This is a genomic window from Streptomyces sp. HUAS MG91 (genome assembly GCF_040529335.1).
In the GTDB taxonomy this organism is placed as follows: Bacteria; Actinomycetota; Actinomycetes; order Streptomycetales; family Streptomycetaceae; genus Streptomyces; species Streptomyces tabacisoli.
Genome location: NZ_CP159534.1, coordinates 7,241,821 through 7,266,478, shown reverse-complemented (window position 1 = coordinate 7,266,478; position 24,658 = coordinate 7,241,821). Strand labels below are relative to the sequence as shown.

At 72.4% G+C, this 24,658-nt stretch carries 20 protein-coding genes; 10 read left to right on the top strand and 10 right to left on the bottom strand.

Annotation, left to right across the window (positions count from 1 at the left end):
- The first annotated feature begins 3 nt into the window (after window positions 1–3).
- Window positions 4–2,217 (top strand): family 16 glycoside hydrolase, encoded by a 2,214-nt coding sequence (locus ABII15_RS32785; RefSeq protein WP_353945903.1) that lies wholly within the window; start codon window positions 4–6, stop codon window positions 2,215–2,217.
- A gap of 27 nt (window positions 2,218–2,244) precedes the next feature.
- On the opposite strand, the gene ligD is transcribed toward ABII15_RS32785, so the two are convergent.
- Entirely contained in the window at window positions 2,245–3,282 is a 1,038-nt protein-coding gene (ligD, locus tag ABII15_RS32780; RefSeq protein WP_353945902.1) for a non-homologous end-joining DNA ligase, read from the bottom strand.
- Window positions 3,283–3,355: 73 nt separating this feature from the next.
- Here ligD and ABII15_RS32775 point away from each other — a divergent pair, with 73 nt between their 5' ends.
- Both ABII15_RS32775 and ABII15_RS32770 read left to right on the top strand, forming a co-directional pair.
- The gene (locus tag ABII15_RS32775) at window positions 3,356–4,417 is read left to right on the top strand and encodes an ATP-dependent DNA ligase (protein WP_353945901.1); all 1,062 of its coding nucleotides are present in this window, start codon (window positions 3,356–3,358) and stop codon (window positions 4,415–4,417) included.
- A 60-nt stretch (window positions 4,418–4,477) separates the two neighbouring features.
- Window positions 4,478–5,398, top strand: coding sequence for a DUF3048 domain-containing protein (locus ABII15_RS32770; protein WP_353945900.1), 921 nt, complete (start codon window positions 4,478–4,480; stop codon window positions 5,396–5,398).
- Window positions 5,399–5,409: 11 nt separating this feature from the next.
- Here ABII15_RS32770 and ABII15_RS32765 read toward each other — a convergent pair whose 3' ends face one another.
- Window positions 5,410–5,877 carry a MarR family transcriptional regulator gene (locus ABII15_RS32765; protein ID WP_353947273.1) on the bottom strand — a complete coding sequence of 156 codons (468 nt, stop codon included), beginning with the start codon at window positions 5,875–5,877 and terminating at the stop codon, window positions 5,410–5,412.
- A 185-nt stretch (window positions 5,878–6,062) separates the two neighbouring features.
- Here ABII15_RS32765 and pcaH point away from each other — a divergent pair, with 185 nt between their 5' ends.
- From pcaH to pcaD, 4 genes are read left to right on the top strand one after another with little or no spacing between them, the layout of a single operon-like run.
- Complete coding sequence (gene pcaH, locus ABII15_RS32760; protein WP_353945899.1) at window positions 6,063–6,836, top strand: protocatechuate 3,4-dioxygenase subunit beta; 774 nt, start codon at window positions 6,063–6,065, stop codon at window positions 6,834–6,836.
- 9 nt (window positions 6,837–6,845) lie between these two features.
- Complete coding sequence (gene pcaG, locus ABII15_RS32755; protein WP_353945898.1) at window positions 6,846–7,451, top strand: protocatechuate 3,4-dioxygenase subunit alpha; 606 nt, start codon at window positions 6,846–6,848, stop codon at window positions 7,449–7,451.
- On the top strand, window positions 7,448–8,752 hold the full coding sequence (pcaB, locus tag ABII15_RS32750; protein WP_353945897.1) for a 3-carboxy-cis,cis-muconate cycloisomerase: 1,305 nt from the start codon (window positions 7,448–7,450) through the stop codon (window positions 8,750–8,752). Before pcaG ends, pcaB begins: the two co-directional genes overlap by 4 nt.
- A 42-nt stretch (window positions 8,753–8,794) precedes the next feature.
- Entirely contained in the window at window positions 8,795–9,922 is a 1,128-nt protein-coding gene (gene pcaD, locus ABII15_RS32745) for a 3-oxoadipate enol-lactonase (protein ID WP_353945896.1), read from the top strand.
- Between the two features lie 197 nt (window positions 9,923–10,119).
- Here the strand turns inward: pcaD and ABII15_RS32740 are convergent, their stop codons facing one another.
- Complete coding sequence (locus tag ABII15_RS32740; RefSeq protein ID WP_353945895.1) at window positions 10,120–12,795, bottom strand: AAA family ATPase; 2,676 nt, start codon at window positions 12,793–12,795, stop codon at window positions 10,120–10,122.
- Between the two features lie 263 nt (window positions 12,796–13,058).
- Between ABII15_RS32740 and ABII15_RS32735 the strand changes: the two genes are divergently transcribed.
- Complete coding sequence (locus ABII15_RS32735) at window positions 13,059–14,159, top strand: DUF2510 domain-containing protein (protein WP_353945894.1); 1,101 nt, start codon at window positions 13,059–13,061, stop codon at window positions 14,157–14,159.
- Window positions 14,160–14,315: 156 nt separating this feature from the next.
- On the opposite strand, the gene ABII15_RS32730 is transcribed toward ABII15_RS32735, so the two are convergent.
- Window positions 14,316–14,960 (bottom strand): TetR/AcrR family transcriptional regulator, encoded by a 645-nt coding sequence (locus ABII15_RS32730; protein ID WP_353945893.1) that lies wholly within the window; start codon window positions 14,958–14,960, stop codon window positions 14,316–14,318.
- Between the two features lie 154 nt (window positions 14,961–15,114).
- Here ABII15_RS32730 and ABII15_RS32725 point away from each other — a divergent pair, with 154 nt between their 5' ends.
- Window positions 15,115–16,095: a phosphatase PAP2 family protein gene (locus ABII15_RS32725; protein WP_353945892.1), complete on the top strand. Its 981-nt coding sequence runs from the start codon at window positions 15,115–15,117 to the stop codon at window positions 16,093–16,095.
- On the top strand, window positions 16,092–17,009 hold the full coding sequence (locus tag ABII15_RS32720; protein ID WP_353945891.1) for a hypothetical protein: 918 nt from the start codon (window positions 16,092–16,094) through the stop codon (window positions 17,007–17,009). The genes ABII15_RS32725 and ABII15_RS32720 overlap by 4 nt, the downstream gene beginning before the upstream one ends.
- Before the next feature lie 56 nt (window positions 17,010–17,065).
- Here the strand turns inward: ABII15_RS32720 and ABII15_RS32715 are convergent, their stop codons facing one another.
- From ABII15_RS32715 to ABII15_RS32690, 6 genes are all read right to left on the bottom strand, one after another.
- Window positions 17,066–17,965 (bottom strand): phospholipid scramblase-related protein, encoded by a 900-nt coding sequence (locus tag ABII15_RS32715; protein ID WP_353945890.1) that lies wholly within the window; start codon window positions 17,963–17,965, stop codon window positions 17,066–17,068.
- Window positions 17,966–18,039: 74 nt separating this feature from the next.
- Entirely contained in the window at window positions 18,040–20,094 is a 2,055-nt protein-coding gene (locus ABII15_RS32710; RefSeq protein ID WP_353945889.1) for a phosphocholine-specific phospholipase C, read from the bottom strand.
- 148 nt (window positions 20,095–20,242) lie between these two features.
- Window positions 20,243–21,691 carry a carboxylesterase family protein gene (locus tag ABII15_RS32705; RefSeq protein ID WP_353945888.1) on the bottom strand — a complete coding sequence of 483 codons (1,449 nt, stop codon included), beginning with the start codon at window positions 21,689–21,691 and terminating at the stop codon, window positions 20,243–20,245.
- Window positions 21,692–21,823: 132 nt separating this feature from the next.
- Complete coding sequence (gene tgmB, locus ABII15_RS32700) at window positions 21,824–22,804, bottom strand: ATP-grasp ribosomal peptide maturase (protein WP_353945887.1); 981 nt, start codon at window positions 22,802–22,804, stop codon at window positions 21,824–21,826.
- Window positions 22,805–22,818: 14 nt separating this feature from the next.
- Window positions 22,819–23,010 (bottom strand): putative ATP-grasp-modified RiPP, encoded by a 192-nt coding sequence (gene tgmA, locus ABII15_RS32695; RefSeq protein ID WP_111661123.1) that lies wholly within the window; start codon window positions 23,008–23,010, stop codon window positions 22,819–22,821.
- 276 nt (window positions 23,011–23,286) lie between these two features.
- Entirely contained in the window at window positions 23,287–24,639 is a 1,353-nt protein-coding gene (locus ABII15_RS32690) for a 6-phospho-beta-glucosidase (RefSeq protein WP_353945886.1), read from the bottom strand.
- Window positions 24,640–24,658: the final 19 nt, after the last annotated feature.

Genomic DNA, 24,658 nt, shown 5'->3' with positions numbered 1-24,658 from the left:
CCCATGCGCACACGAGAACGGCCCAGACATGTGATCGCGCTGCTCGCGGCGCTCCTGCTGCTCCTCGGGCTCGGCGGCACCCAGGCCGCGTACAGCCAGCCGGAGCCGTCGGGCGCGGCGGCCGAGCAGGTGCTGACGTGGACGGCGGGCGACGACATCACGAAGTACGCGTCGGTGCCGGAGACCGCGGTCGCGGGCAAGGCGACGATCGTCTTCGAGAACAGCGCGGCGACCGGCAACACCACGGGGATGCCGCACACGTTGACCTTCGACGTGTCGGATCCCGAGTACAACAACGACGTGCCGGTCAACATCATGGCCAACCCCAACGACGACCAGGGCGGCAAGCACTCGGTGGAGGTCACCCTCTCCCCCGGCAAGTACCGCTACCACTGCACGATTCCCGGCCACACCAGCATGACGGGTGTGCTGACGGTGACGGACGGTGGTGGCGGCGGTGACGACACCACCGCGCCGGAGACCTCGGCGAAGGCCGAGGGGCAGACCAACGCCGACGGCGCGTTCGTCGGTTCGGCGTCGGTGACCGTGTCGGCGACGGACGCCGGCTCGGGCGTCGACCGGATCGAGTACGCCCTCGACAAGGGTGCCTACACGCCGTACACGGCGGCCGTCGTCGTCGACCAGGTCGGCGCGCACACCCTGAAGTACCGGGCGACGGACAAGGCGGGCAACACCGCCGCCGAGAAGTCCCTGGAGTTCACGGTGGTGGCGCCGCCCACGGACGACACCACGGCTCCGGAGACCTCGGCGACGGTGACCGGCGACAAGGACGCCGACGGTGCCTACCTGGGGATGGCGACGGTCACCGTGACCGCGTCCGACACCGGGTCCGGCGTCAACACCATCGAGTACGCGGTCGGTGCGGACGGCGCCTGGCAGCCGTACACCGCGCCGGTGATGGTGCACGACCCGGGCGCCTACACGGTGCGCTACCGGGCGACCGACAAGGCGGGCAACCGGGCGGCGGAGAAGTCCGTCGACTTCACGGTCGTCGCCCCGCCCGCGCAGGACACCACCCCGCCGAGCGTGTCCCTCGCGGTCGCGGGCGACAAGAACTCCGACGGCGCCTACGTCAACAAGGTGAAGCTGACGGTGACGGCGACGGACGACGACTCCGGCGTCGACAAGGTCGAGTACTCGCTCGACGGCGGGCCCTACCTCGCGTACACCGCGCCGGTCGTGGTGGACCGGGTGGGCGCGCACTCGGTCGCGTACCGGGCGAGCGACAAGGCGGGCAACACCGCCGCGGCGCAGACCTTCGTGTTCGCGGTCGCATCGGGCGGCGGAGTGCCGGCGCCCGACTGCCCGGAGTACGACGAGCGGTCGACGGTGTTCGTCGGCACGGCCGACACGGGCATCCCGAACCGGGTCACCAACAACCGTTGCCGGATCGGTGAGTTGATCGAGGACGAGAAGGAGTGGACGTCGCACGCCCTCTTCGTGAAGCACGTGAAGACGGTGACCGACAAGCTCCTGAAGGAAGGCGTCGTCGACCAGCGCGAGTACAACAAGATCAACAAGGCGGCGAAGGCGTCCCCGATCGGAAGGCCCGGCCAGACCGAGGGCTACACCAAGATCCTGGACGGCACGCAGGCGCAGTTCGACAAGTGGGAGCAGGTCGGCGGCGGGAAGTTCGCGCTGAACGCCGACGGCTCGATCACCAGCCGTACGGACGTCGACGGCATGGGCATGCTCTGGTTCCCGCAGCGCAAGTACGGGAACTTCTCGCTGAAGCTCCAGTGGCGTGACGACGCGCCGGGCACGGGCAACGCCAACGGCGGTGTGTTCGTGCGCTTCCCGTGGGTGCACGACAACCCCGAGGAGCCGAACCCGGAGTGGGTCGCCATCAAGTACGGGCACGAGATCCAGGTGCTCGACCGGCCCGACGGCGACATGTACAAGACCGGTTCGGTCTACGGCTTCGACCGGGTCGGCCTCGCGGGAGCGGGCGTCACCCAGAAGGGCACGTGGAACGACTACGAGGTGAAGGTGGTGGACCAGCACTTCTCGATCTACCGCAACGGTGTGCTGATCAACGAGTTCGACAACACCGGTGGCCAGGTCTTCGAGCCCCCGCGGGGCGACGACCCGGGCACGGACGGCCGGCGGTACTCCTCCGGCTACGTCGGGCTCCAGGTGCACAGCACCTCGGACGTCATCTCGTACCGGGACATCCGCGTGAAGGAACTCCCTTAGAGGACAGGTGAATTGAGCTGAGCCGGGTCAGTCCTCGTGTCTGGCCCGGCTCGGCTGTACGCGCTTGGGCTCGCCCGGCATCTTCGGGTACTCGGGCGGGTACGGCAGGTCGCCGAGGCCGCGGTCCTTCTCGTCCCGGTCGGCGAGTTCGAGGAGGGCGTCGAGGGAGTGCCGCTCGGCGTCCATGTCCGCGTGGACGTCGCCGACCTCGGCGTACCGCCGGGGCATGGAGACGATGTCGAAGTCGCGGGGCAGCGCGTCGCCCAGCTCGTCCCAGGTCAGCGGGGCGGAGACCGGGGCGTTCGGGCGGGCGCGCACCGAGTAGGCGGAGGCGATGGTGCGGTCCCGTGCCGTCTGGTTGAAGTCGACGAAGATGCGTTCCCCGCGCTCCTCCTTCCACCAGGCCGTGGTGACGGACCGCGGCATCCTGCGCTCCAGTTCGCGGCCGCAGGCGATCGCGGCGCGCCGCACCTCGGTGAAGGTCCAGCGCGGCTCGATGGGCACGAAGACGTGCAGGCCGCGCCCGCCGGAGGTCTTGGGCCAGCCACGCAGCCCGCCGAACTCGTGCAGCACGGCGCGCAGTTCACGGGCGGCGTGCACGGCGTCGGCGTAGTCGGTGCCGGGCTGCGGGTCGAGGTCGATGCGGAGTTCGTCGGGGTGGTCGGGGTCGTCCCCGCGCACGGGCCAGGGGTGGAAGGTGAGGGTGCCGTACTGGGCGGCCCACACCACGGCGGCGATCTCCGTGGGGCACATCTCGTCGGCGGTGCGCCCGGACGGGAAGGTGATGGTGGCCGTCGGGATCCAGTCCGGCAGGTTCTTCGCGGCGCGCTTCTGGTAGAAGGACTCGCCGGTGACGCCGTCGGGGTAGCGCTCCAGGGTGGTCGGGCGGTCGCGCAGTGCGCGCACGATGCCGTCGCCGACCGCGAGGAAGTAGTGGGCGAGGTCCAGCTTCGTGTACCCCTTCCCCGAAGCGCCCGCGTCCGGGAAGAACACCTTGTCGGGGCTGGACAGACGCACCGTCCGTCCGCCCGCCTCCAGCTCCACTGCCGCGCCCTTGCTGCCCATGGCCCCACGCTAGGCCGAGCGGACACAGTGTGCATACCGGGCGATGAGTCACCATAGGGGACAGAATCGATGTATGGATCTTCCCGTGATGCCGCCGGTCCGGCCGATGCTCGCCAAGTCCGCCGCGCGGATCCCGGCGGGGATGCACTACGAGGCCAAGTGGGACGGCTTCCGGGCGATCGTCTTCCGCGACGGCCCCGAGATCGAGCTGACCAGCCGCACCACCAAGTCGCTGACCAGGTACTTTCCCGAGCTGGTGGCGGCGCTCGCCGAGCGGCTGCCCGAGCGCTGTGTGCTCGACGGGGAGATCGTGATCGCGCGGGACGGGCGGCTCGACTTCGACGCGCTGAGCGAGCGGATCCACCCGGCGGAATCGCGGGTGCGCACCCTCGCCGAGCGCACCCCGGCCTCCTTCGTGGCCTTCGACGTGCTGGCGCTCGGCGACGAGTCGCTGACCGAGGCTCCGCTGACCGAGCGCAGACGGCGTCTGGAGGAGGCCTTGGCCGGCACCTCCGCCCCCGTGCACCTGGCGCCCGCGACGACCGACGCCGAACTGGCGGGGCGCTGGTTCGAGCAGTTCGAGGGCGCGGGCCTGGACGGCATCGTGGCCAAGTCGCCGGAGCTCCGCTACCGCCAGGACGAACGCCTGATGATCAAGGTCAAGCACGAGCGGACGGCGGACTGCGTGGTCGCCGGATACCGCTTCCACAAGAGCGGCCAGGTCGTCGGCTCCCTGCTTCTCGGCCTCTACGACGATCAGGGCGCCCTCCAGCACGTCGGGGTCTGCGCGGCCTTCACCATGAAGCGGCGCACGGAGCTGGTCGCCGAGCTGGAGCCGCTGCGCATGGACGACATCGCCGGGCATCCGTGGGCGGCCTGGGGCGACCAGTCCGCCCACGAGGCGAAGCGGATGCCGGGCGCGACCAGCCGCTGGACGGGCAAGAAGGACCTGTCGTGGGTGGCGCTGCGGCCGGACCTCGTCTGCGAGGTCGCCTACGACCACATGGAGAACGGGGCGCGCTTCCGGCACACGGCCCGCTTCCGCCGCTGGCGCCCCGACCGGGAGCCCGAGAGCTGTACGTACGCGCAGCTGGAGGAGCCGGTGTCGTTCGATCTGGCGGACGTGCTGCGCTGAACCGGCACGGTGTCCGGTTTCGCGGGGTGAGCGGCGGCCCGCGATGGGTATGCGCGGTACGTGGACGAGATGCGTAGGCGGGGGTTCGTCATCGGCGCGCTCGGGGTGCTCGCCGCGGCCTGCAAGCCCACGGGCGCACCGCCCGGCGGGCAGGCCTCCGGGCACCGCGTGCTCGCCGTGAAGGTCGACAACGTGAGCGCGGCACGCCCGCAGACCGGTCTCGAGGACGCCGACATCGTGTACGCGGAGCAGGTGGAGGGCGGGCTCAGCCGGCTCATGGCGGTGTTCGGGACGCGGGTCCCCGAGGTCGTGGCTCCGGTGCGCAGCGCCCGCGAGACCGATCTGGATCTGCTGCGCCAGTTCGACGAGCCGACGCTCGCCTACTCGGGCGCGCAGGGCAGGCTCCAGCCGCTGATCGACGCGGCGCCGCTGCACGCGGTGCCGCAGGGTGCGAAACCGGCCGCCTACTTCCGGGGCGGCGGCAGGCCCGCGCCGCACAATCTGTATCTGCGGCCCGGCAGGCTCGGGCGGACGACGTCCGGGGCGAACGCCGGGACCGCGGCCGGTTTCCGGTACGCCGCGAAGCCGCCCGCGGGCGGGCAGCCGCAGACCACCCGGACGGTGCGCTTCCCCGCCGCCCGGTTCACCTTCGACTGGTCCGCGGGGCAGGGCCGCTGGCTGGTGTCCATGGACGGCCGGCCCGCGACGAACGCCCGGGGGACGCGGCTCGCGGCGCCGACGGTCGTGGTGCAGTACGTCGACGTGGAGCCCTCGCGCTTCCACGACGTGAACGGCAGCACCTCACCGCTGTCCCGGACGGTCGGCTCGGGGCGGGCGCTGGTGCTGCGGGACGGGCGGGCGCACGACGCCCGGTGGTCGCGCCCTGCCGCGCAGGGCGGCACCACGTTCACGGCGGCGGACGGCGGCGGCCCGCTGCCGTTCGCGCCGGGGCAGGTGTGGGTGGTGTTCGCCGAGAAGTAGCCCGGCGCGGGTCAGCCGGGTGTGCCCACCGCCGGTTCCTGCGGCCGGCGCAGCCCCTCGGCCGCGTCCGCCACCCGCTGGATGAGGTCGAAGAACTGGGCCTGCTCCGCCGCGTCCAGCGGTGCCAGGAAGACCTGGTTCATCCGGGCCGTGCGCAGGGTCAGCTTCTTGTGCGCGCGCAGGCCCTCGGCGGTCAGGCGGAGCAGCCAGCGCCGCCCGTCCCGCGCATCGCGCACCTTGTCGATCAGCTCGCGCCGGGTGAGCCGGCTGATCACCTCGGCGATCGTGGACCGGTCGAGGCCCACGCGCTCGCCGACGGTGCGCTGGTCCAGGCCCGGCTCGGCCACCAGCGCGTTCAGGACCGCGAACTGCGGTGACGTGATCTCCTCGGAGACCATCGTGTTCCACAGCAGATAGTGCGCCTGCTGGAGCCGTCGGGCGAGGTGCCCGGGATGGCTGCTCAGGTCCACCGCGACCATCGCGGACCTCCGGTCTGCGTCGGATTTACGTGAGTGCACTGAGGAATGCTAGACCCTTGACGGCTCTCATACCCAGTGGCAACGTGTCGCTCATCCAGAAGATACTCAGTGCGCTGAGCATTTTCTGATGCGGTCGACCAGGGGCTCGCCCGCGTACGGGAACATCAGGAAGGCCACGCACTCCCATGACCCTCACCCAGCACGACATCGACGCCGAGATACGGGCCGAGCACGCCGCGTACGAGAAGCGGGTGGCCGGCGGGGCGCCCGTCGAGCACCATCCTCGCCGCGACTACGCCCCCTACCGATCCTCCGCCCTGCGCCATCCGCGGCAGCCGCCGGTCGCGATCGACGTGTCGAAGGATCCGGAGCTGGTGGAGCTGGCCTCCCCCGCCTTCGGCGAGCGCGACATCACCGAGATCGACAACGACCTCACCCGGCAGCACACCGGCGAGCCGGTCGGCGAGCGGATCACCGTCTCGGGCCGCCTACTCGACCGCGCCGGGCGCCCGCTGCGCGGCCAGCTGGTGGAGATCTGGCAGGCCAACTCGGCCGGCCGCTACGCCCATCAGCGCGAGCAGCACGACGCCCCGCTCGACCCCCACTTCACCGGCGTGGGGCGGGTGCTGACGGACGATCAGGGCGGCTACCGCTTCACCACGATCCAGCCCGGCCCGTACCCGTGGCGCAACCACCTCAACGCCTGGCGTCCCGCGCACATCCACTTCTCGATGTTCGGCTCGGCGTTCACCCAGCGGCTCGTGACGCAGATGTACTTCCCGAGCGACCCGCTGTTCCCGTACGACCCGATCATCCAGTCCGTCACCGACGACGCCGCCCGGCAGCGCCTGGTCGCCACCTACGACCACAGCCTGTCCGTGCCGGAGTTCTCCATGGGCTACCACTGGGACATCGTGCTCGACGGCCCGCAGGCCACCTGGATCGAAGAAGGGCGCTGAGCAGACACCATGACGAAGATCGACACGAGCGAGCCGGAGCAGGTCCTTCCGACGCCGTCGCACACGGTCGGCCCGTTCTACGGCTACGCGCTGCCGTTCCCCGGCGGTCCCGACATCGCACCCGTCGGCCACCCCGACACCATCACGCTCCAGGGGTACGTCCGCGACGGCGAGGGCAACGCGCTGCCCGACGCCTTCCTGGAGCTGTGGGGCCCCGACCCCGAGGGGAATCTGCCGCAGGTCGACGGCTCGATCCGGCGCGATCCGGCCACCGGCGGCTACGTGGGGCGCAACGGCGTGGAGTTCACCGGCTGGGGCCGCGTCCAGACCGACGCGAACGGCCACTGGTACGCGCGGACCCTGCGGCCCGGCGCACGCGGCGGCAACGCCCCCTATCTCAGTGTGTGCGTGTTCGCGCGCGGGCTCCTCGTCCATCTGTTCACGCGGATCTACTTCCCGGCGGACGAGGCCGCGCTCGCCGCCGACCCGCTGCTCGCGCGGCTGCCGCGGGAGCGCCGCGACACGCTGATCGCCCGTCCGCAGGCCGACGGCACGTACCGTTTCGACGTGCGTCTTCAGGGCGAGGGCGAGACGGTCTTCCTGGAGTTCACGTGACGTTGTTCGACCCCGGCAGCGAGGACGCGCCCACCGAGCGCACCACCTCCGAACAGGCTTTTCTCCAGGCGCTGTTGGACGCGGAGTCGGGCCTGACCCGGGCGCAGTCGGCGCTCGGACTCACGCCCGCCGAGGCCGCCGACGCGGTGACGGCGGCAGCCGTGGCCGACGCCTTCGACGTACGGGACCTGGCGCGCCGGGCCCGCTCCGGCGGCAATCCGGTGATCCCGCTGGTCGCCGATCTGACGGCGGCGGTACCGGCGGAGTACGGCGCGTACGTGCACCGGGGCGCGACCAGCCAGGACGTGCTCGACACCGCGCTGATGCTGGTCGCGACCCGGACGCTGCATCTCGTGACCGAAGAACTCGACGCCACGGCGCAGGAGTTGGGGCGGATCGCGGCCGAGCACCGGGACACCGTCCTGCCGGGCCGGACGCTCACTCAGCACGCCGTGCCGACGACGTTCGGGCTGAAGGCGGCCGGCTGGCGGTCACTGGTGCTCGACGCGCGGGACCGGCTGCGGGCGGTCGTGCTGCCGGTCCAGCTCGGCGGCGCGGCGGGGACGCTTGCGGCCTTCGAGGCGTACGGCGCCCCGGACCCGCTCGCCCTCGTGGCCGCGTACGCGGACCAACTCGGCCTGTCCGCAACGATGTTGCCGTGGCACGTGCTGCGGACCCCGGTCGCCGATCTGGCCGGGGCGCTGGCCTTCGCGGCGGGCGCGCTGGGCAAGGTCGCCGCCGATGTGCTCACCCTGTCCCGTACGGAGATCGCGGAGCTGGCCGAGGGCTCGGGCGGCGGCTCCTCCGCCATGCCGCACAAGGCGAACCCGGTGCGGTCCACGCTGATCGTCGCCGCGGCCCGGAGGGCGCCGGGCCTCGCCGCGACGCTGTACGGCTCGCTGTCCGCCGAGGACGAGCGGCCCGCCGGGGCCTGGCACGCCGAGTGGGCCACGTTGCGCGAGCTGCTGCGTCTGGTCGGCGGGGCGGCGCGGGACGCCGTCGAGCTGACGCGGGGTCTCGTGGTGCGCGACGACGTGATGCGCGCGCATCTGGGGCTGACCGGAGGCGCGATCGTCTCCGAGCGGGTCTCCGCCGAGCTGGCCGGGGTCGTGGGCCGGGCACGGGCCAAGGAGTTGCTGGGCGCCGCCGCCGCGACGGCCCGGGAGCGCGGGTGTTCGCTGCGGGAGGCGCTCGCCGGCGAGCCCGACCTGAAGACCGTCGACGTCGGCGCGCTGCTCGATCCGGCCCGGTACACGGGGGCCGCCGGGGTGCTGGTCGACCGGGCGCTGGCCCGGACCTGAGCCCTCGTCGTCCTCCGCGCCACCCTCTCCCTGGAGTTCACCATGAGTCGTCTTCTTCACCACCACGCCGAGGGCTCCCCCACCGCGCCCCCGCTCCTCCTCGGGCCCTCCCTCGGCACCTCGCTCGCGCTGTGGGACCAGGTGGCGCCCGAACTGTCCACGGCCCACCGCGTCGTGCGCTGGGACCTGCCGGGGCACGGCGGGTCCGACGCCGGGCTGATCTCGGCCGGGGCCACCGTCGGCGACCTCGCCGGTCTCGTCCTGGAACTCGCCGACGAGCTGGGGATCGGCCGGTTCGCCTACGCCGGTGTGTCGCTGGGAGGCGCGGTCGGACTGCACCTCGCCGTGCACCACCCGGAGCGGATCAGTGGGCTCGCCGTGCTCTGCTCCTCCGCGCACTTCGGCGGGCCCGGGCCCTGGCGGGAGCGGGCCGCGCTGGTGCGCGCGGAGGGCACGGCCGGGGTGGCCGAGAGCGCGCCGACGCGCTGGTTCACCCCGGGGTTCTCCGCGCCGCGGCTGGTGCGGGACAACCGGGAGGCCTCCCCCGAGGCGTACGCCGCCTGTTGCGACGCGCTCGCCGCCTTCGACCTGCGCGACCGGCTGCCGGACATCACGGCGCCCACGCTGCTGATCGCCGGGCGCGACGACCCGGCGACGCCGCCCGCGCATCTGCGGGAGATCGCCGACGCGGTGCGGGGTGCCGAACTCGTGGAGCTGTCCGGCGCCTCGCACCTGGCCGTCGCCGAACGCCCCGAGGCGGTCCTCGGGCTGCTCCGCTCCCACTTCGGGGAGGGTGCCCGGCGCGGCATGGAGGTGCGGCGGCAGGTGCTGGGCGATGCGCACGTCGACCGGGCGCAGGCCCGCCAGACGCCGTTCACGGCGCGGTTCCAGGACTTCATCTCGCGGTACGCGTGGGGCGAGATCTGGACGGACCCCGCGCTCGGGCGCCGCGAGCGCAGCATGATCACCATGACCGCGCTGGTCGCCCACGGGCACTACGACGAGCTGGCCATGCATGTCAGGGCCGCGCGCCGGAACGGTCTCACTCCGGACGAGATCGGGGCCGTGCTTCAGCAGTGTGCGGTGTATGTGGGGGTGCCCGCCGCCAATTCCGCGTTCGGGGTGGCTCAGCGGGTGCTCGCCGAGGAGGCCGATGGTTCGACCGGGTGACCTTGGCACGGCGGGGTCCGTCGCGCAGTTCCCCGCGCCCCTGAAGGCTGCGCTTCGCGCGCCTTCCCCTTGAGGCTGCGGCTTTGCCGCGCCTCTGTTGATGAGATGGCGCACGAAGTGCGCATCTCAGGGGCGCGGGGAACTGCGCGAGAAGAGGCCACCGGCCGGTAGCCGAACGAGCCAGGGCAAGGTTGCGGTCAGTGCAGGCCGCGCCCCGTTTCCAGAACATCCCGAGCCCGGGCGGCCAGCCCCTCCGCTCCGCAGGAACGGGCCAGCTGCAGACCGTGGTTGAGCTCGGCCCGGGACCGCGCGGCGATCCCGTACTCGACACGGGCCAGCGCATGCTCGTACGCGCTCGGCGACGCCTCCAGATAGGTCACCGCCTTGGCGTACAGGGTCAGCTGCCGCTGCCCCGTCTCCAGCGCGGCCGCGCACCGCAGCGCCTCCCCTATGGCCGTGTCCGTGCCGAGCCGCTCCGCCTGGACGCGGGCCTGCACCGCGAGGTCGGCGGCGCGCTTGGGGTCGGTGTCGGCGACGGCGCGGGCCAGGTCGCAGGCCCACGAGGAGACGATGGTGTTGTGCCCGCCGCGGGCCTGCGCGGCCTTGGCCGCCGCCTCCAGTTCGCTGATGCCCTCGGCGGTGCGGCCGATGGCGAGCATCAGGCGCCCGCGCACGGAGTACGCCTCGGGGAACAGGATCGTCGACGGGTAGGGCGGCGCGTAGTCGTAGCGCTCGGCGATCTTGAGGGCCTCGTCGGGCCGGCCCCGGGCGAGCAGGGTGTCGATGAGCTTGCCCGCGGCGTCCCAGTGCATCGGCAGCCCGCGCCCGACGCGGTCGGTCAGCCGCAGGGCCTCGCGCAGCAGCGCCTCCGCCTCGGTGAGCCGGCCGCGCCTGCGGTGGACGTACCCGGCGAAGGCGTGGGCGACGGCGAGGTGTCCGCCGCTCCAGCCCGCGCTCTCGTAGGCCCGGATGCCTTCCGCGAAGAGGCTCTCGGCGCGGTCGAGGCGGTCGGAGAAGATGTACGAGAACCCGAGGGCGATCAGGATCTCGAAGCTCCACTCGGTGTCGGTCCAGCCGAGTCCGGGCGCGAGGCGGCCGTTGACCAGGGCGCGGTCGCAGTACTCGGCGACCTCTTCGGCGTTCTCCCCGCGGTTCATCATGTCGAAGGCGCGCAGGATGAGCAGCACCCGCTCCGCGTTGTCGCGGCCGGTGACCTTGGCGGCGAGGTCGGCGAGCCTGCGGGAGCGGGCCGGGGCGTCCGACTCGCCGTTGTAGATGCTCTCCCAGAAGAAGCGGCTGGCCTGGAGCCGCATCCGCTGCGGGCCCGGCTCCAGCTGGTGCGACTCGGTGTCGATGAGGGTGAGCGCGTCCGCGAGCTGGTCGTTGTGGACCAGGGCCTGGGACATCCGGCACACCGCGTCGACGCGCTCCTCGCCGTACAGGCCCGGGGTGGCCTCGAGGGCGGCGCGCAGGTGCCGGACGGTGGTGGCCGGTGAGGTGAGCAGGGTGGCGCAGCCCAGCTCGTACTGCACGTGCGGCCACAGCTCGGGCAGCGGCGGCTCCTTCAGCGCGCGCTCCAGGCAGCGGCGGGCCGCGGCCGGGGCGCCGACCGCGAGGTGTTCGCGGGCCGCGGCGCGCAACTGCTCGACGAGTTCGGGGTCGTCGTCGGGGTGCACCTCCAGGAGGTGCCGGGAGGCGGCGGCCGGGCCGTGGCCGGAGGCGGTGACCGCCCAGGCGGCCTGGCCGTGCATGGCGGTGCGGGTGGCCGGCGGGATCGACTGGTAGACGGCCGTGGCGATCAGCGGGTGCACGAACTCCAGGGTGCCGACGTCCCCGTAGGTGCCGTCGGTGAGGATGCGGGCGGTGCGGAGCCGGTCGGCGCAGCGGCCGGCCTGCTCGGGGTTCATCCCGGCGAGGAGGGCGGCGAGGCCGGGTTCGATGCGGGTGCCGAGGACGGCGGCGGCCCAGGCGAACCGGGTCGCCTCGGTGCCGAGTCCTTCGAGGCGGGTGACGAGGCCGCGGCCGCGGGCCGTCTTGTTCAGCGCGCGCAGTTCGCCGGCGTGGGACTCCTCGGGCTCCATCCCGGCGTCCTGCACCTTGGCCAGCAACTCGACCGTCTCGTACGGGTTTCCGCCGGTGACCGCCCACACCTCGCGGCAGAACGGGTCGTCGGCGTGCGGGCCGAGCGTGGCCCGGGTCAGGCCCGCCGTGGCGTCCGGGCTGAGCGGGCGCAGCTGGGAGGTGTCCTGGCGGGCGGCGAGCGCGACCGCGTCGAGGCAGGCGGCGACCTGCTCGTCCTCGGGGTCGCGCTGCGCGACGACGACCAGGACCGGCAGGTCGTCGAGGCGCTCGGCGAACGCCACGAGCCATTCCAGGGTCTCCAGGTCGGCCCAGTGCGCGTCGTCGATCAGCAGCACCAGCGGCCAGTGCAGCCGGGCCAGCCGGGAGACCGCGGCGACCAGTCCGTCCCGCACGCCCTGCGGGTCGGCCTGTTTGCCGGTGGGCGCGGCTATGCCGAGCGCGGGGCCCGCGATGTCGTACCAGTCGCCGAAGTACTCGCGGGACTCCTCCTCGGAGAGCGCGAGCAGCGCGGGCTGGAGCAGTTGCCGTACGACGTTGAACGGAACGGAGGTGACGGTCTCACCGCCCCGCGCGGACCACACGGTGGCCCGGCCCTGTGCCAGCCGGCGCACCTGGTCGAGCAGGGCGGTCTTGCCGATCCCCGCCTCTCCCCGGTAGACGACGAGGCTGCCCGACGAGGCGGCGTCCGCGCACAGGTCGTCCAGCGCTCTCGCGGCGACGTCCAGTTCGGGCTCCCGCTCCCACAACTGGGGCCCACAGGAGGCGGCGTCGGCGTGCCGTCCCTGAGTCATCCCGCACCCTCCAGGTGTCGTGCACGTCGATCGATCGACGATCCATCGCGTACCGGTGTTGTACTGGTCACGAGAGTAGTGCGCGAGGCGCCGCCGTGGTGGGGGGTTGCGGAGCCGGTGACAAATGGTCGGGGCTGTCGGGAGCGGTTCCGGACGGCCGGCGTCCCGGGGACGCGTGCGGCGGATAACGATCTCGCCCGCAATGCCGGCCGAACACCGCCCCTCTCATCCGCCTTTCAGGCACGCCTCATACTGTGGCGGCCATGACGTCGCAGACTCCCGCAGGCTGGTACCCCGATCCGGGTCAGGTTCCAGGCGGCCCGCGCACCGAACGCTGGTGGGACGGCGGCCGTTGGACGGAACAGATCCGGCCCGCCACGGCCCCGCCGTCGACTCCGCCGCAGGACGCGGCGCCGGAGACGGACCGGCCGCCGGTGCCCGCGCAGCCGGCGCAGATGCCGGGCGCTCCCGGGGCCCCGCCGATGGGCAGCTATCCGGCATTTCCCAACTATGCGGCCTATCCGGGGCAGTTGCCGCCGAAGCCGCGCAGCAAGGCGCGGATCGCCGTCGCGGCGGTGGCCGCGGTCGTGGTGCTCGCCGGGATCGGCGGCGGCGTGTACGCGCTGACCGCGAGCGGCGACGGCAAGAGCGACCGGGTCGACTCCCGATCGCAGCGGCCCGAGCCACCCGGCGGCGGAGGCGGTCCGGAGAGCGGCGACGGCGGGCAGGGTGGCAACGGCGGCCAGGGCGGCAGCCCGTCGCCCCAGGCGCCCGACGGGTCGCCGCAGGCCCCGCTCGACAAGGGCTACGCCACCGACATCGGCAACGGGATAGCCATGCCGGTGCCCGACGGCTGGACCGGCGTGGACGGCGTCGGCTCCGCCGGGGTGCAGACGGGCACGTACACCTGCCCCGACGGCTCGGGGAAGCAGTGCGTGAAGGGCGGTGCCTCCAGCGCGTCGGCGAAGGATCTCAAGCTGTCGGCGACCACCGCCGAGGCCGCGGCCAAGGAGGACATCGCCAAGAACGCGAAGGCGTCCTACGGCGGCAAGACCTACGGCGGGATCACCGGGCACGACGAGCTGCTCTCGAAGAAGGTCACGGTGGCGGGCCAGAAGGGCTATCTGGTCCGCTGGAGCGTGAAGACCGATGCCAAGGTCGACGCCTGGGTGGAGTCGGTCGTCCTGCCCTCCCCGGCACGGTCCGGTTCACTGGTCGTGATCCGGATCGGCGTGGACAAGCCGCTGACGGCGAAGGAGAAGGCGTCCGGACCGGACGACTCCGCGATCGACGAGATCGTCAAGGGCATCAAGAAGTCCGACGTCACCGGCGGCGTCTCGGGCGGCAGCGGCCAGGGCGTCTGACCGTCCCGCGACAGCACCCGGCATGCGGGCCGGGCGGGTCCCCCTCCGCTCAAGGAGGAACCCGCCCGGCCCGGGGGTGCGCGCCGCCCCCGTCCCCACGGTGCGGCGCGGGCAGACCGCCGGCCGGTCATCCCTGCGACCGGCGGTCTCCCGTCTTCAGGCGGCCTGACCCGCCGGGGTCAGGCCGAGTCCCGGAATCAGCACCTTCGTCACGAAGCCGACCAGATAGTCGGCGTCGGCGTCGCGCCCTTCCAGGACGGGCCGGCTGCGCATGACTCCGAAGAGCTGCGCGGCCACATAGGGCAGTGCCGGATGGTCGGCGGCGATCTCGCCGCGCGCCACGGCCCGCTCGACCATCGTGTCGATCGACGCGATCTCCGGTTCGACCAGGGTCTCGCGCAGCGCGCGCTTCAGCTCGGTGTCCTGGAGCACGGCGTGCCCGAGGGCCTGGAGCAGGGCCGTGTCCCGCTTGCCCTGCGACGCCGCGTGCCGTGCCGCGGCCACCAGGTCCCCGGCGAGGGTACCGGTGTCCGCCGAGAAGAACGTCACACAGCGTCCGGCCCGCAGTGCGGAGGCCACCAGCTGCGGCTTCGTCTTCCACTGCCGGTACAGGGTCGACTTGCTGCAACAGGCCTGCGCGGCGACCCCTTCCATGGTCAGTGCCTCGTACCCGTGCCGGCGGAGCTGGTCGAGCACGGCGTCGTAGAACTCCTGCGCGCGCTCGGGCGTGATCTTGGAGCGGCGCGAGGCGGTCGGCGCGGCCGTATTCACGGTCGCGGTTCCCTTGTCGCGCGTCGTCATCACGGTGCTCCTCCGCTCGGTGGCGATGTCCCTGTCGATGAGATCACAACCACTATCGATACGCCAGTGTACCGGTACGCCAGCGTTTCGGTACACTGGCGTACCGATAAGCATCACCATGCACCACCCATTCGTCATGAAAAGGGGCCGGGGGATGAATTCCCTTACCGAGCCTGCCGAACCGGAGCCGGACGCATCCGTCGCCCGACCACCCCTGGTCCGCGAGCTCCTGCTGGTCGTAGGACTCTTCCTCGTCTACAAGTTCGGCCGCCAGCTGGCCAACGGCCATACCGCCGAGGCGTTCCGCAACGCCGACGACGTCTGGCATCTCGAACGGGCCGCGCACCTGCCCGGCGAGGGCCTGGTCCAGGGCGTCCTGCTGCACAGCGACACCGCCGTGCACGTGGCGAACACCTACTACGCGACCGTGCACTTCCCGGCGACGCTCGGCCTCCTGGTCTTCCTGTACCTGCGCCGGCCGCGCCACTACGTGTGGACGCGGCGGGTGCTGGCCGCGCTGACGGCCGCCGCGCTCGCGCTGCACCTGACGTTCCCGCTGGCGCCGCCGCGGATGCTGGGGGCGGCGCACCTCGTGGACACCGCGCAGGTCTACGGCCCCTCGGTCTACGCGGCCAAGCCGGACACCGACACCATGGCGAACCAGTTCGCGGCCATGCCGTCGCTGCACTTCGGCTGGGCCCTGATGGTCGCCGTCGGGCTGATCGTCGCGACCCGCTCGAAGTGGCGCTGGCTGTGGCTGCTGCACCCGCTGGTCACCCTGCTCGTGGTCGTCGGCACCGCCAATCACTACTGGCTGGACGCGATCGTGGCGACGGCGCTGCTCGGTGCCGCCCTCGCGGTGATCCGGCTGCCGCACACGGTCACCGGGCGGGGCATCGGCCGGCATCTGCTGCCGGTCCCGGCCCGGCCGGTCGCCGTCGCCGAGACGCGGGGCGCGCCGGCCTCCGCGCCCTGGTCGCCGCGGCCCGCCCTGCGGACACCGCCGGACTCGCTGTCCGCCTCCGACGTACTGGCGCGGATGCCGCTCCGGATCCCGGTGCAGGTCTCGCCGACGCCGGGTTCCACCTCCGCGGCCACCGCGCCGCAGCTCGTGACGAGCGGGTCCGTGCGATGAGCGCCACCCTGCTCGCCGTCGCGCTCTCCCTCGTCTCGGCCGTGGCCTACGCCGCCGCGGCCGTGGCCCAGGAGCGGCTCGCCGCGCGGTCCGGCGGCGGCACGCTGCGGCTCCTGGCCACCGGGGCCTGGTGGGGGACGGTCCTGCTCAACGCCGGGGCGGCCCTGCTGCACGTCGCGGCCCTCAAGTACGGGCCGCTCACCCTGGTGCAGCCGCTCGGCGCGCTCACGCTGGTCGCGGCCGTGCCGCTCGGTGCCCGGATCGCGGGGCGGCGGGTGACCGTGGGCGAGTGGCGGGGCACCGCCCTGACCCTGCTCGGTCTGGCCGCGCTGCTGGTGACGGCCTCCGGTCCCGAGCCCGACGACACGCTCTCGCTGCCGCAGGCCCTCGCGGTCGCGGGTCTGACCACGGCGTTCATCGGCGTCCTGGCCCGGCGCGGCGCCCGGCCGGGGCTGCGGCACGCCACCGCGTCCGGGGTCGCCTCGGGGGTCGCCTCCGCGCTCACCCAGACGGTGACGGTGGCGGCGACGGACCGCTCGGGTTCCCCCTTCACCGCGCAGGTCGTGGTGGTGGCGGTGCTGGTCGCGCTGTTCGCGGCGGGCGGCCTGCTGCTGTCGCAGACCGCGTACCAGGGCGGGCTCGGCGCCCCGCTGGCCATGGTCACGCTGGCGAACCCGGTCGCCGCGGCGGTCATCGGGCTCTCACTCCTCGGCGAGCGCCTTCAGGGCGGGGTCGCCGGGTTCGCGCTGGCCGGGGCGGGCGCGGTGCTCGCCGCGCGCGGGGTGGTGCTGCTGACCCGGGGCACGGTGGCACGCGACTCCCTGGTCGTGGCCACCGGACAGGTGCCCGATCAGGCCGCTCCGGCGATCGAGGAGCGGGGGCCGGGGCAGAGCCCCGTGGCCTTCGCGCCGTAGGAGCTCCGCTCTCGTCGCGCCCCTTGTGGGGGCGCGGCGCACCTATGAAATCCCGGTCATCCCAGGCCGCGCGAGTCCTGCTTCAGCGCGGTGTCCACCGTCAGGGCGGTCGCCACGACGAGGCTGAGCAGCGGGTCGGGCAGCTGGAAGTGGATCTGCAGGACGTAGTTGTCCGCGGTCGTGAACATCGTCTTGGCCAGGCCCTCCCACGTCTTGGTGATGCGGGCGACCTCCTGTCCGGCATGGTCGACGATCGCGAAGTTCCAGGCGCGCCAGTTCTCCGCCTTGATCGCGCCGACCTGCTGGCCGTTCACGATCATCGCGAAGTTGATCTTCCCGATGGCGTTCTGTTGGACGATCTCACCGACCGGCGAACCGTCGGGGCGCTCCACGAGGACCCGGGACTTGATGAACTTCGCGGGCCGGGTGAGCACCAGCTGCGGCTGCCCGTACGCGTCGCGGATCTCCAGCTTGTGCGTCATGAACTGGTCGACGGACGACACGAACCGCAGGGCCTTCTTCAGACCGCTCTGGCCGACCTCGGTGACCGAGCCGAGCTGGTTCCCGTGCTGGTCCATGACGCTGTACTCGTTGGTCAGCTCGATCAGCTTGGCCTTCTGGTTCACCACCAGGACCGGCTCGGTGAACAGCGAGCCGCCGCCCTGCCCGGCCGGTGCCACCCCGGCCTGCTGCTGCACCTGGCGCTGCACGCGTGCGGCGTCCGGGTGCTGCGGCGCCTGGCCGCCGAAGGGCTGCCGGCCCGCGGGCTGCGCCATCGCGGGCTGCGGCTGGAACGGCGGCTGCTGCGGCGGAACCTGAGCGGCGGCCGCCGGCTTCTCGGCCGGCGCCGCGTGCGTGTGGTCGGTCCACTGGGATCCGTCCCACCACCGCAGCGTCAGGGGCACCCCGTGGGGGTCCGGATACCAGCCGGCAGGGGTGTTCGAAGGCGAGGTCACCGGGGCACACTACCGCGCCGACCTGGGAATGTGACCAGGTGGACGAATGTGACGTGGGCCCCGGTGCCGGGGCACTACACGGTCGCGATGCCCGGGTCGCTCACTCCCGCCGTGCCGTTCTCGACGAACCCGGAGAGCCGGCGCAGATACCCGGCGTTCCCCTCGACGAGGACCGTCAGGTCGTACCAGCGCTTGCTCGCGCGCAGGTCGACGGTCTGGGTGACGGTGGCGCCCGCGCGCACGGTGTACGTCTGCTTCGACCCGCCGTAGGCGTTGGTCACCGTGAGGCGGGCGTCGCCGGTGCCCGGGTTCTTCAGGGTCAGCTTCAGATTGCCGGTGCCGCCGTCGTGCCGGGCGGTCACCTCCGGCTCCGCCACCTTGTTGTTGCCCTTGAACGCGCGCAGGAAGCCGTGCGGCCCGTGCGCGGTGAGGTCGTACTTGCCGGCCGAGTACACCGAGTTCCAGCTGTCGGCGACCGGCTTGCCGGGGGCTGCCGTGTACGTCCAGGGGCCGTCGCCGCGGCTCTGCGAGCGGACCTGGAAGAAGGCGCCCTTCTGGTCGCCGCCGCTGAACGTGAGCTTGTACTTGCCGGTCGCGAGGTCCACGGCGCCGTCGACATAGGGCGCGTACGCGGTCGGGCGGCTCGGCCGGGAGCCCTTCTCCTGCTTGGGCAGCGCGCCCTGCGCGGGCGGCTTGGGCACGTAGCTGGAGTGCCGGTCGCGGTCCGGCGGCTCGTAGGCCGCAGTGTCGGGCAGGTCGGCGGGGTCGGTGACCTTGAGGGAGAAGTCGAAGGCCGAGGTGAGGTCGCCGCAGATGGCGCGCCGCCACGGCGAGATGTTGGTCTCCTGGACGCCGAACCGCTTCTCCATGAACTGGAGGATCGAGGTGTGGTCGAAGGTCTCGGAGCAGACGTAGCCGCCCGTGGACCAGGGCGACACGACGATCATCGGGACGCGCATACCGAGTCCGTACGGGCCCGCGGCCCGGCTGCCGCCCGGGTAGTAGTCGAGCTTGGTGTCGACGGTGGACAGGCCCTGGTTCGCGGAGGCCGGCGGGTAGGGCGGCACGACGTGGTCGAAGTAGCCGTCGTTCTCGTCGTAGGTGACGAACAGGGCCGTCTTGCTCCACACCTCCGGGTTCGAGGTGAGCGCGTCGAGCACCTGCGAGATGTACCAGGCGCCGTAGTTCGCGGGCCAGTTGGGGTGCTCGGAGAACGCCTCGGGGGCCGCGATCCAGGAGATCTTCGGCAGCTTGCCGGCCTTCACATCGGCCTTGAGCACGTCGAAGTAGCCGTCGCCGGCCTTGGCGTTCGTGCCGGTGCGCGCCTTCTCGTAGAGGGCGTCGCCCGGCTTGGCGTTGCGGTAGTTGTTGAAGTACAGCAGGGAGTTGTCGCCGTAGTTGCCGCGGTAGGCGTCGTCGATCCAGCCCCAGCCGCCCGCCGCGTCGAGGCCGTCGCCGATGTCCTGGTAGACCTTCCAGGAGACGCCCGCCTTCTCCAGGCGCTCGGCGTACGTCGTCCAGCCGTACCCCGCCTCCTCGTTGCCCAGCACCGGGCCGCCGCCCGTGCCGTCGTTGCCGACGCAGCCGCTCAGCATGTAGTAGCGGTTGGGGTCCGTGGCCCCGATGAACGAGCAGTGGTAGTCGTCGCAGACGGTGAACTTGTCGGCGAGGGCGTAGTGGAACGGGATGTCGTCCCGGGTCAGGTACGCCATGGTGCCGGTGCCCTTGGCGGGGACCCAGTTGTCGTACTTGCCGCTGTTGAAGGCGCTGTGACCGCCCGCCCAGTCGTGGTCGAGGCCCGCGATGAACTGCATGCCGAGATCGTCGGCGTCCGGGTGGTAGGGCAGCACCTCCTTGCCCGCGCTCACCTGGTTCCACACGGGTTTTCCGCTGGGCAGCGTCACCGGGCGCGGGTCGCCGAACCCGCGCACTCCCTTCATCGACCCGAAGTAGTGGTCGAAGGAGCGGTTCTCCTGCATGAGCACGACGATGTGCTCGATGTCCTGCACGGTGCCGCTGCGCCGGGCGGCCGGGATGGCCGCGGCCCGGTCGATGGAGCCGGACAGGGCGGTGAAGCCCGCGGTGGCTCCAGCGATCTGGAGGAAGCGGCGGCGATTGAGTTCCGTCATGGGTGTGGGGGTCTCCTGTTGCTTCGATGGTGGTCGGTCCACGAAGAGGGGCAACCGGAGTGTTCAAGATGGCGGGGGCCGAAGAAAAGGGGGCTGAAGTGACAGTCGGGCAAAAACTGGGCGGCCGGTGCGCGACATCACCCGCGCGTCACCGCACTCCCTGCCACAGTTCCCGCTCCGCCGCCCGGGGGTCGGCCTCGGCGCGGCCGCCGTCCCCGTCGAACACCATGGTCGTCCGCTCTCCCGCCGGGTCGTACGCGGCCCAGCCGGGATCGCCGGTCGCGGCGAACGCCACCCACGCGGCGTGCATCGCGCGGGCCAGGTCCCTGGGCGCCTTCTCCCCTGCCATCGGCAGATAGTCCGGGTCGTCGAGCAGGTCGAAGACGAAGCCGAGTTCGAGGGCGTGACAGGCGCCGAGTTCGCCGTCGAACTGCGGGGAGCGCCAGGCGAACTCGTAGAGGTGGGTGCCGGGGACGGACTCGGCGAGCCGGACGGCCGGGACGCGGTAGAACCAGTCGGTGCCGATCGCTTCGAGCAGTTCGCCGGGCTCCGCGCCGGGCCGCCGCTGCCCGTAGGCGTCGTAGTCCACGCCGTACGCCGTCGCGCCGCGCCTGGCCCGCTCCTCGGTGATGGCGTGGAAGCGGCCGGTCGGCACCATGAACAGCCGGTTCTCCTCACGGTTGGAGCCGACGAGGAGGTCCACGCCGAGGTCGGGCCCGGGGAGTCGGAGTCCGTCGGCGACCGGTTCGAAGGCCATGACGTTGAGTGCGGCCTCGCCCCACACCGCCGGGTCGGGCCGCATGGCGATGTCGATCGGCAACTGGGCCTGCGCAGCGAGCAGTTCGGGCAGCGGGACGGCCGCGAACGCCTCGGCCGTGTGCGGGACACCGAGCCTCTCCGCCATCCGTTCGCCGATCCGGCGGGCCGTCTCCGGGCGGACGAAGTGGTGGCAGGCGCCGCTCTGCAGCACGGCCCGTCGCAGCAGACCGCGGGCGCGGGGGTGGGCGAGGAGCTGCCCGATGGCCATGCCGCCCGCCGATTCCCCGAAGACGGTGACGCGGTCGGGGTCGCCGCCGAACGCGGCGATGTTGTCGCGGACCCACTCCAGGGCGGCGAGCTGGTCGAGCAGCCCGCGGTTGTCGGGGGCGCCGGGCAGATGGAGGAAACCGTCGGTGCCGAGCCGGTAGTTGACGCCGACGAAGACGACACCGTCCCGGGCGAAGGTGTCGCCGCGATAGCCGCTGGAGTTGGCCGAGCCGTTGGAGAACGAGCCGCCGTGCAGCCACACCAGCACCGGCAGCCAGGCGCCGGGGCCCGGGTCGGGGGTCCAGACGTTGAGGTTCAGACAGTCCTCGCCCGCCACCGAGGTCTCGGGGATGAGGGCGTCGAAGGGCGGGGTGTACGGGGCCTTGGGCGCGGTGGGGCCGTAGGCGGTGGCGTCCCGCTCGCCGGTCCACGGCTCGGTGGGGGCGGGGGCGCGGAAGCGGCGCGGGCCGAAGGGCGGGGCGGCGTAGGGGACCCCGAGGAAGGAGGTAATGCCGTGGGCGTCGGTGCGGCCTCGCAGCGCGCCCTGTGCGGTGGTGACGACCGGTGTCATACGGTGCGGCTCCCTGGGTCGGCTCTTCGGCGGTGCGGCTTCGGGCCCCGGCGGGGGCGCGGCGCGCGCGGCGGGTGCCCGGCGCCGGGCACCCTCACCTCTGGTACCCCGTCGGCCCCGCCCGCGTAAAGATCAAGGACGTGTCGGTTCCGTCGCACTGTTCGTCGGGATGAGCGGTTCGCCCGCCAGCCATTGGGCCACCGCGCTGCCGATGGGCTGTCCGGTCTCGATCTCGATGAAGCCGAACTGACCGGACTGGTTGCACTCCAGGAACCACCAGATGCCGTCCGCGTCCTCGGCGAAGTCAAAGGCTCCGTAGGCGAGTTGGGCCCGGGAGAGGTAGGTGGCGGCGCCTTCCGCGACGCGGGGCGGGACCGGTACCGGCTTCCAGGTGACGCCCGAGGGGCGGAAGCGGACGTCCACCACGGCGTCGTCGTCGGCGTCGGGCCCGGCCGCGGCCCGGGCGGCGAACATCCGCTCCCCCACGACGGTGAGCCGGATGTCGGCGGCCTTGCGGATCCGGCGCTGCAGCAGGGTGGGGCCGTGCTCCACGGCGCCGAAGTCCTCGTCGGGGCGGACCCGGGTGGTCGGCACCGCGAGCCCGTCGTCCCCGGGGTGCGATCCGGAGACCGGCTTCACGACGAGATCCGGGTAGCGCGCGGCGAACTCCCGTGCCACGCGCGGAAATGTGGTGATCAGCGTGGCGGGCACCGGCAGGCCGCTCTCCCGCGCGAGCCACAGCTGCCAGGGCTTGTGCCGGGCCTGCCGGGCCGCGTCGGGGTGGTTCATCCAGCGCGCCCCGGTGCAGCGCAGCATCCCGTACAGCGCCTGCGCGGACTCCTCGGACAGCCAGGCGGAGGCGTCGGCGGACCGGGCTGCCGGCGTGCCGGGTCTGCGCACCCAGATGGAGCGCAGACCCTGCATGCTGACCACCCGGCCACCGACGGACAGATGGCCCGCAAACGCACCGTGCACGTATTCCCCGGACACGTCGACACCGCCGGGCAGTTCCGCCGGATCCAGGCGGAGCACAGGGATTCCATTGGCGTTCAATTCGACGACGGCGAGGTCTGCGGTCACGTCCTGTTCACAGGTCAGGATCAGTACGGTCATTTCCGCTCGGCCGCTCAGTCGTCGAAATGAGTTTTGGATCCGGCGGTGGAGGTCGTCGCCGCGCATGCCCGCAACACTGCGTAGTCACGCGCAGCCACCGCGCCATCGGGCAGCAGATTCAATTGCAGTGCGGAGTCGTATGTGTACGACGCGCTGACCTCAGGCTCTCTCACAGGGCGGGCATAGTTCAGGGCGAAAGGTCGCATGGGCTCTCCTAGTTGGGGGGTGCACCAAGTCAAGCGCATGGTGACTCTCCGGCGTCACAGTCCTAGCGAATATCTCGGATTCTCTCTGTAGGACGCGTCACACCTGCGGACGAGTTCATTCCGCCACGCTGAGTGATGACGCTACGTCAGGCAGGGAAAAGGGGCGGCTCTTAAGAGCCGCCCCTTCTCAATACCGCCTTTACAGGCCTTTACACGTCCTCAAGTGGTCCTCCACAGGCAGACGTTCATGAACTTCCCGGCCGATCCGGGGTGCTGTCATCGGGTGAGGTAGGCGAGTCCCGGGTGGGCATCGGTGTAGCCGTCGACGAGCCGGCGCGCGACGGTGACGGAGTCGACGAGGGGGTGCAGGGCGAAGGCCTTGACGGCGGTGGCGCGCGAGCCGGAGTCGGCGGCGTCGAGCACCTCGCGCTCGACGGCCTTGACCGCGGTGACCAGCCCGGTGGCGTGCAGCGGCAGCGGGTCCACGGAGACGGGGTGCGCGCCGCCCGCGTCGACCAGGCACGGCACCTCGATGACGGCGTCGGCGTCGAGGGCCGCGAGGGTGTGGCCGTTGCGGACGTTGAGGATGAGGGTGGTGCGCTCGTCGCGGGCGATGGCCCGCATGAGGTCGAGGGCGACCTTCTCGTAGCCGCCGGACTCCAGGTCCTCGGCCGCGCGCTCGCCGGCGCCCGCCGCCTCCCGGTTCTCCGCCATGTAGGTGGCCTCGCGCTCGGCCCGGGTGCGGTCCCAGGTGGCGAGGGCCGGGGCCGCGGGGTCGGCGAGTTCCGCGTAGAACCGGGCCTGCTGGTCGCGCAGGAACGCGCCGCGCGTCTGCTCGGCCTCCTGGTAGGCGCGGACCGTCTCGCGGTTGAAGTAGTAGTAGTGCAGGTACTCGTTGGGGATCGCGCCGAGCGAGCGGAGCCAGTCGGCGCCGAAGAGCCGGCCCTCCTCGAAGGAGCCGAGCAGCGCCGGGTCGGCGAGCAGCCGGGGCAGTTCGTCGCGGCCGTCGATCTTCACTCCGCGCACCCAGCCGAGGTGGTTGAGGCCGACGTAGTCGATCCAGGCGCGGTCCGGGTCGGCGCCGAGCAGCCGGGCGACGCGCCGACCGAGGCCGACGGGCGAGTCGCAGATGCCGATGACGCGGTCGCCGAGGTGGCGGGACATGGCCTCGGTGACCAGTCCGGCCGGGTTGGTGAAGTTGATGACCCAGGCGTCGGGGGCGAGGCGCCTGACGCGCCGGGCGATGTCGACGGCGACCGGTACCGTGCGCAGCCCGTAGGCGATGCCGCCCGCGCCGACCGTCTCCTGGCCGAGCACGCCTTCGGCGAGGGCCACCCGCTCGTCGGCGGCGCGCCCGTCGAGGCCGCCGACACGGATCGCGGAGAAGACGAAGTCGGCGCCGGTGAGCGCCTCGTCGAGGTCGGTGGTGGCGGTGACCACCGGCGCGTCCGCGATGCCCGCGGCCTGGTCGGCGAGGACGCGGACCACGGCGTCGAGGCGGGCCCGGTCGACGTCGTGCAGGGTGACGTGGGTGACGCGTCCCTCGGCGTGGTCGCCGAGGAGGGCGGAGTACACCAGCGGGACGCGGAAACCGCCGCCGCCCAGGATCGTCAGTCTCGTTGAAGTCATGCCACAACCACCTTTGCGC

Excerpts from the sequence above, each read along its gene's own strand:
- ABII15_RS32785 (WP_353945903.1), top strand. The coding sequence starts at position 4 with ATGCGCACACGAGAACGGCCCAGACATGTGATCGCGCTGCTCGCGGCG.
- ligD (WP_353945902.1), bottom strand. The coding sequence starts at position 3,282 with ATGGGCAGCAAGGGCGCGGCAGTGGAGCTGGAGGCGGGCGGACGGACG.
- ABII15_RS32775 (WP_353945901.1), top strand. The coding sequence starts at position 3,356 with ATGGATCTTCCCGTGATGCCGCCGGTCCGGCCGATGCTCGCCAAGTCC.
- ABII15_RS32765 (WP_353947273.1), bottom strand. The coding sequence starts at position 5,877 with ATGGTCGCGGTGGACCTGAGCAGCCATCCCGGGCACCTCGCCCGACGG.
- pcaH (WP_353945899.1), top strand. The coding sequence starts at position 6,063 with ATGACCCTCACCCAGCACGACATCGACGCCGAGATACGGGCCGAGCAC.
- pcaG (WP_353945898.1), top strand. The coding sequence starts at position 6,846 with ATGACGAAGATCGACACGAGCGAGCCGGAGCAGGTCCTTCCGACGCCG.
- pcaD (WP_353945896.1), top strand. The coding sequence starts at position 8,795 with ATGAGTCGTCTTCTTCACCACCACGCCGAGGGCTCCCCCACCGCGCCC.
- ABII15_RS32740 (WP_353945895.1), bottom strand. The coding sequence starts at position 12,795 with ATGACTCAGGGACGGCACGCCGACGCCGCCTCCTGTGGGCCCCAGTTG.
- ABII15_RS32735 (WP_353945894.1), top strand. The coding sequence starts at position 13,059 with ATGACGTCGCAGACTCCCGCAGGCTGGTACCCCGATCCGGGTCAGGTT.
- ABII15_RS32730 (WP_353945893.1), bottom strand. The coding sequence starts at position 14,960 with ATGACGACGCGCGACAAGGGAACCGCGACCGTGAATACGGCCGCGCCG.
- ABII15_RS32725 (WP_353945892.1), top strand. The coding sequence starts at position 15,115 with ATGAATTCCCTTACCGAGCCTGCCGAACCGGAGCCGGACGCATCCGTC.
- ABII15_RS32720 (WP_353945891.1), top strand. The coding sequence starts at position 16,092 with ATGAGCGCCACCCTGCTCGCCGTCGCGCTCTCCCTCGTCTCGGCCGTG.
- ABII15_RS32710 (WP_353945889.1), bottom strand. The coding sequence starts at position 20,094 with ATGACGGAACTCAATCGCCGCCGCTTCCTCCAGATCGCTGGAGCCACC.
- ABII15_RS32705 (WP_353945888.1), bottom strand. The coding sequence starts at position 21,691 with ATGACACCGGTCGTCACCACCGCACAGGGCGCGCTGCGAGGCCGCACC.
- tgmB (WP_353945887.1), bottom strand. The coding sequence starts at position 22,804 with ATGACCGTACTGATCCTGACCTGTGAACAGGACGTGACCGCAGACCTC.
- tgmA (WP_111661123.1), bottom strand. The coding sequence starts at position 23,010 with ATGCGACCTTTCGCCCTGAACTATGCCCGCCCTGTGAGAGAGCCTGAG.
- ABII15_RS32690 (WP_353945886.1), bottom strand. The coding sequence starts at position 24,639 with ATGACTTCAACGAGACTGACGATCCTGGGCGGCGGCGGTTTCCGCGTC.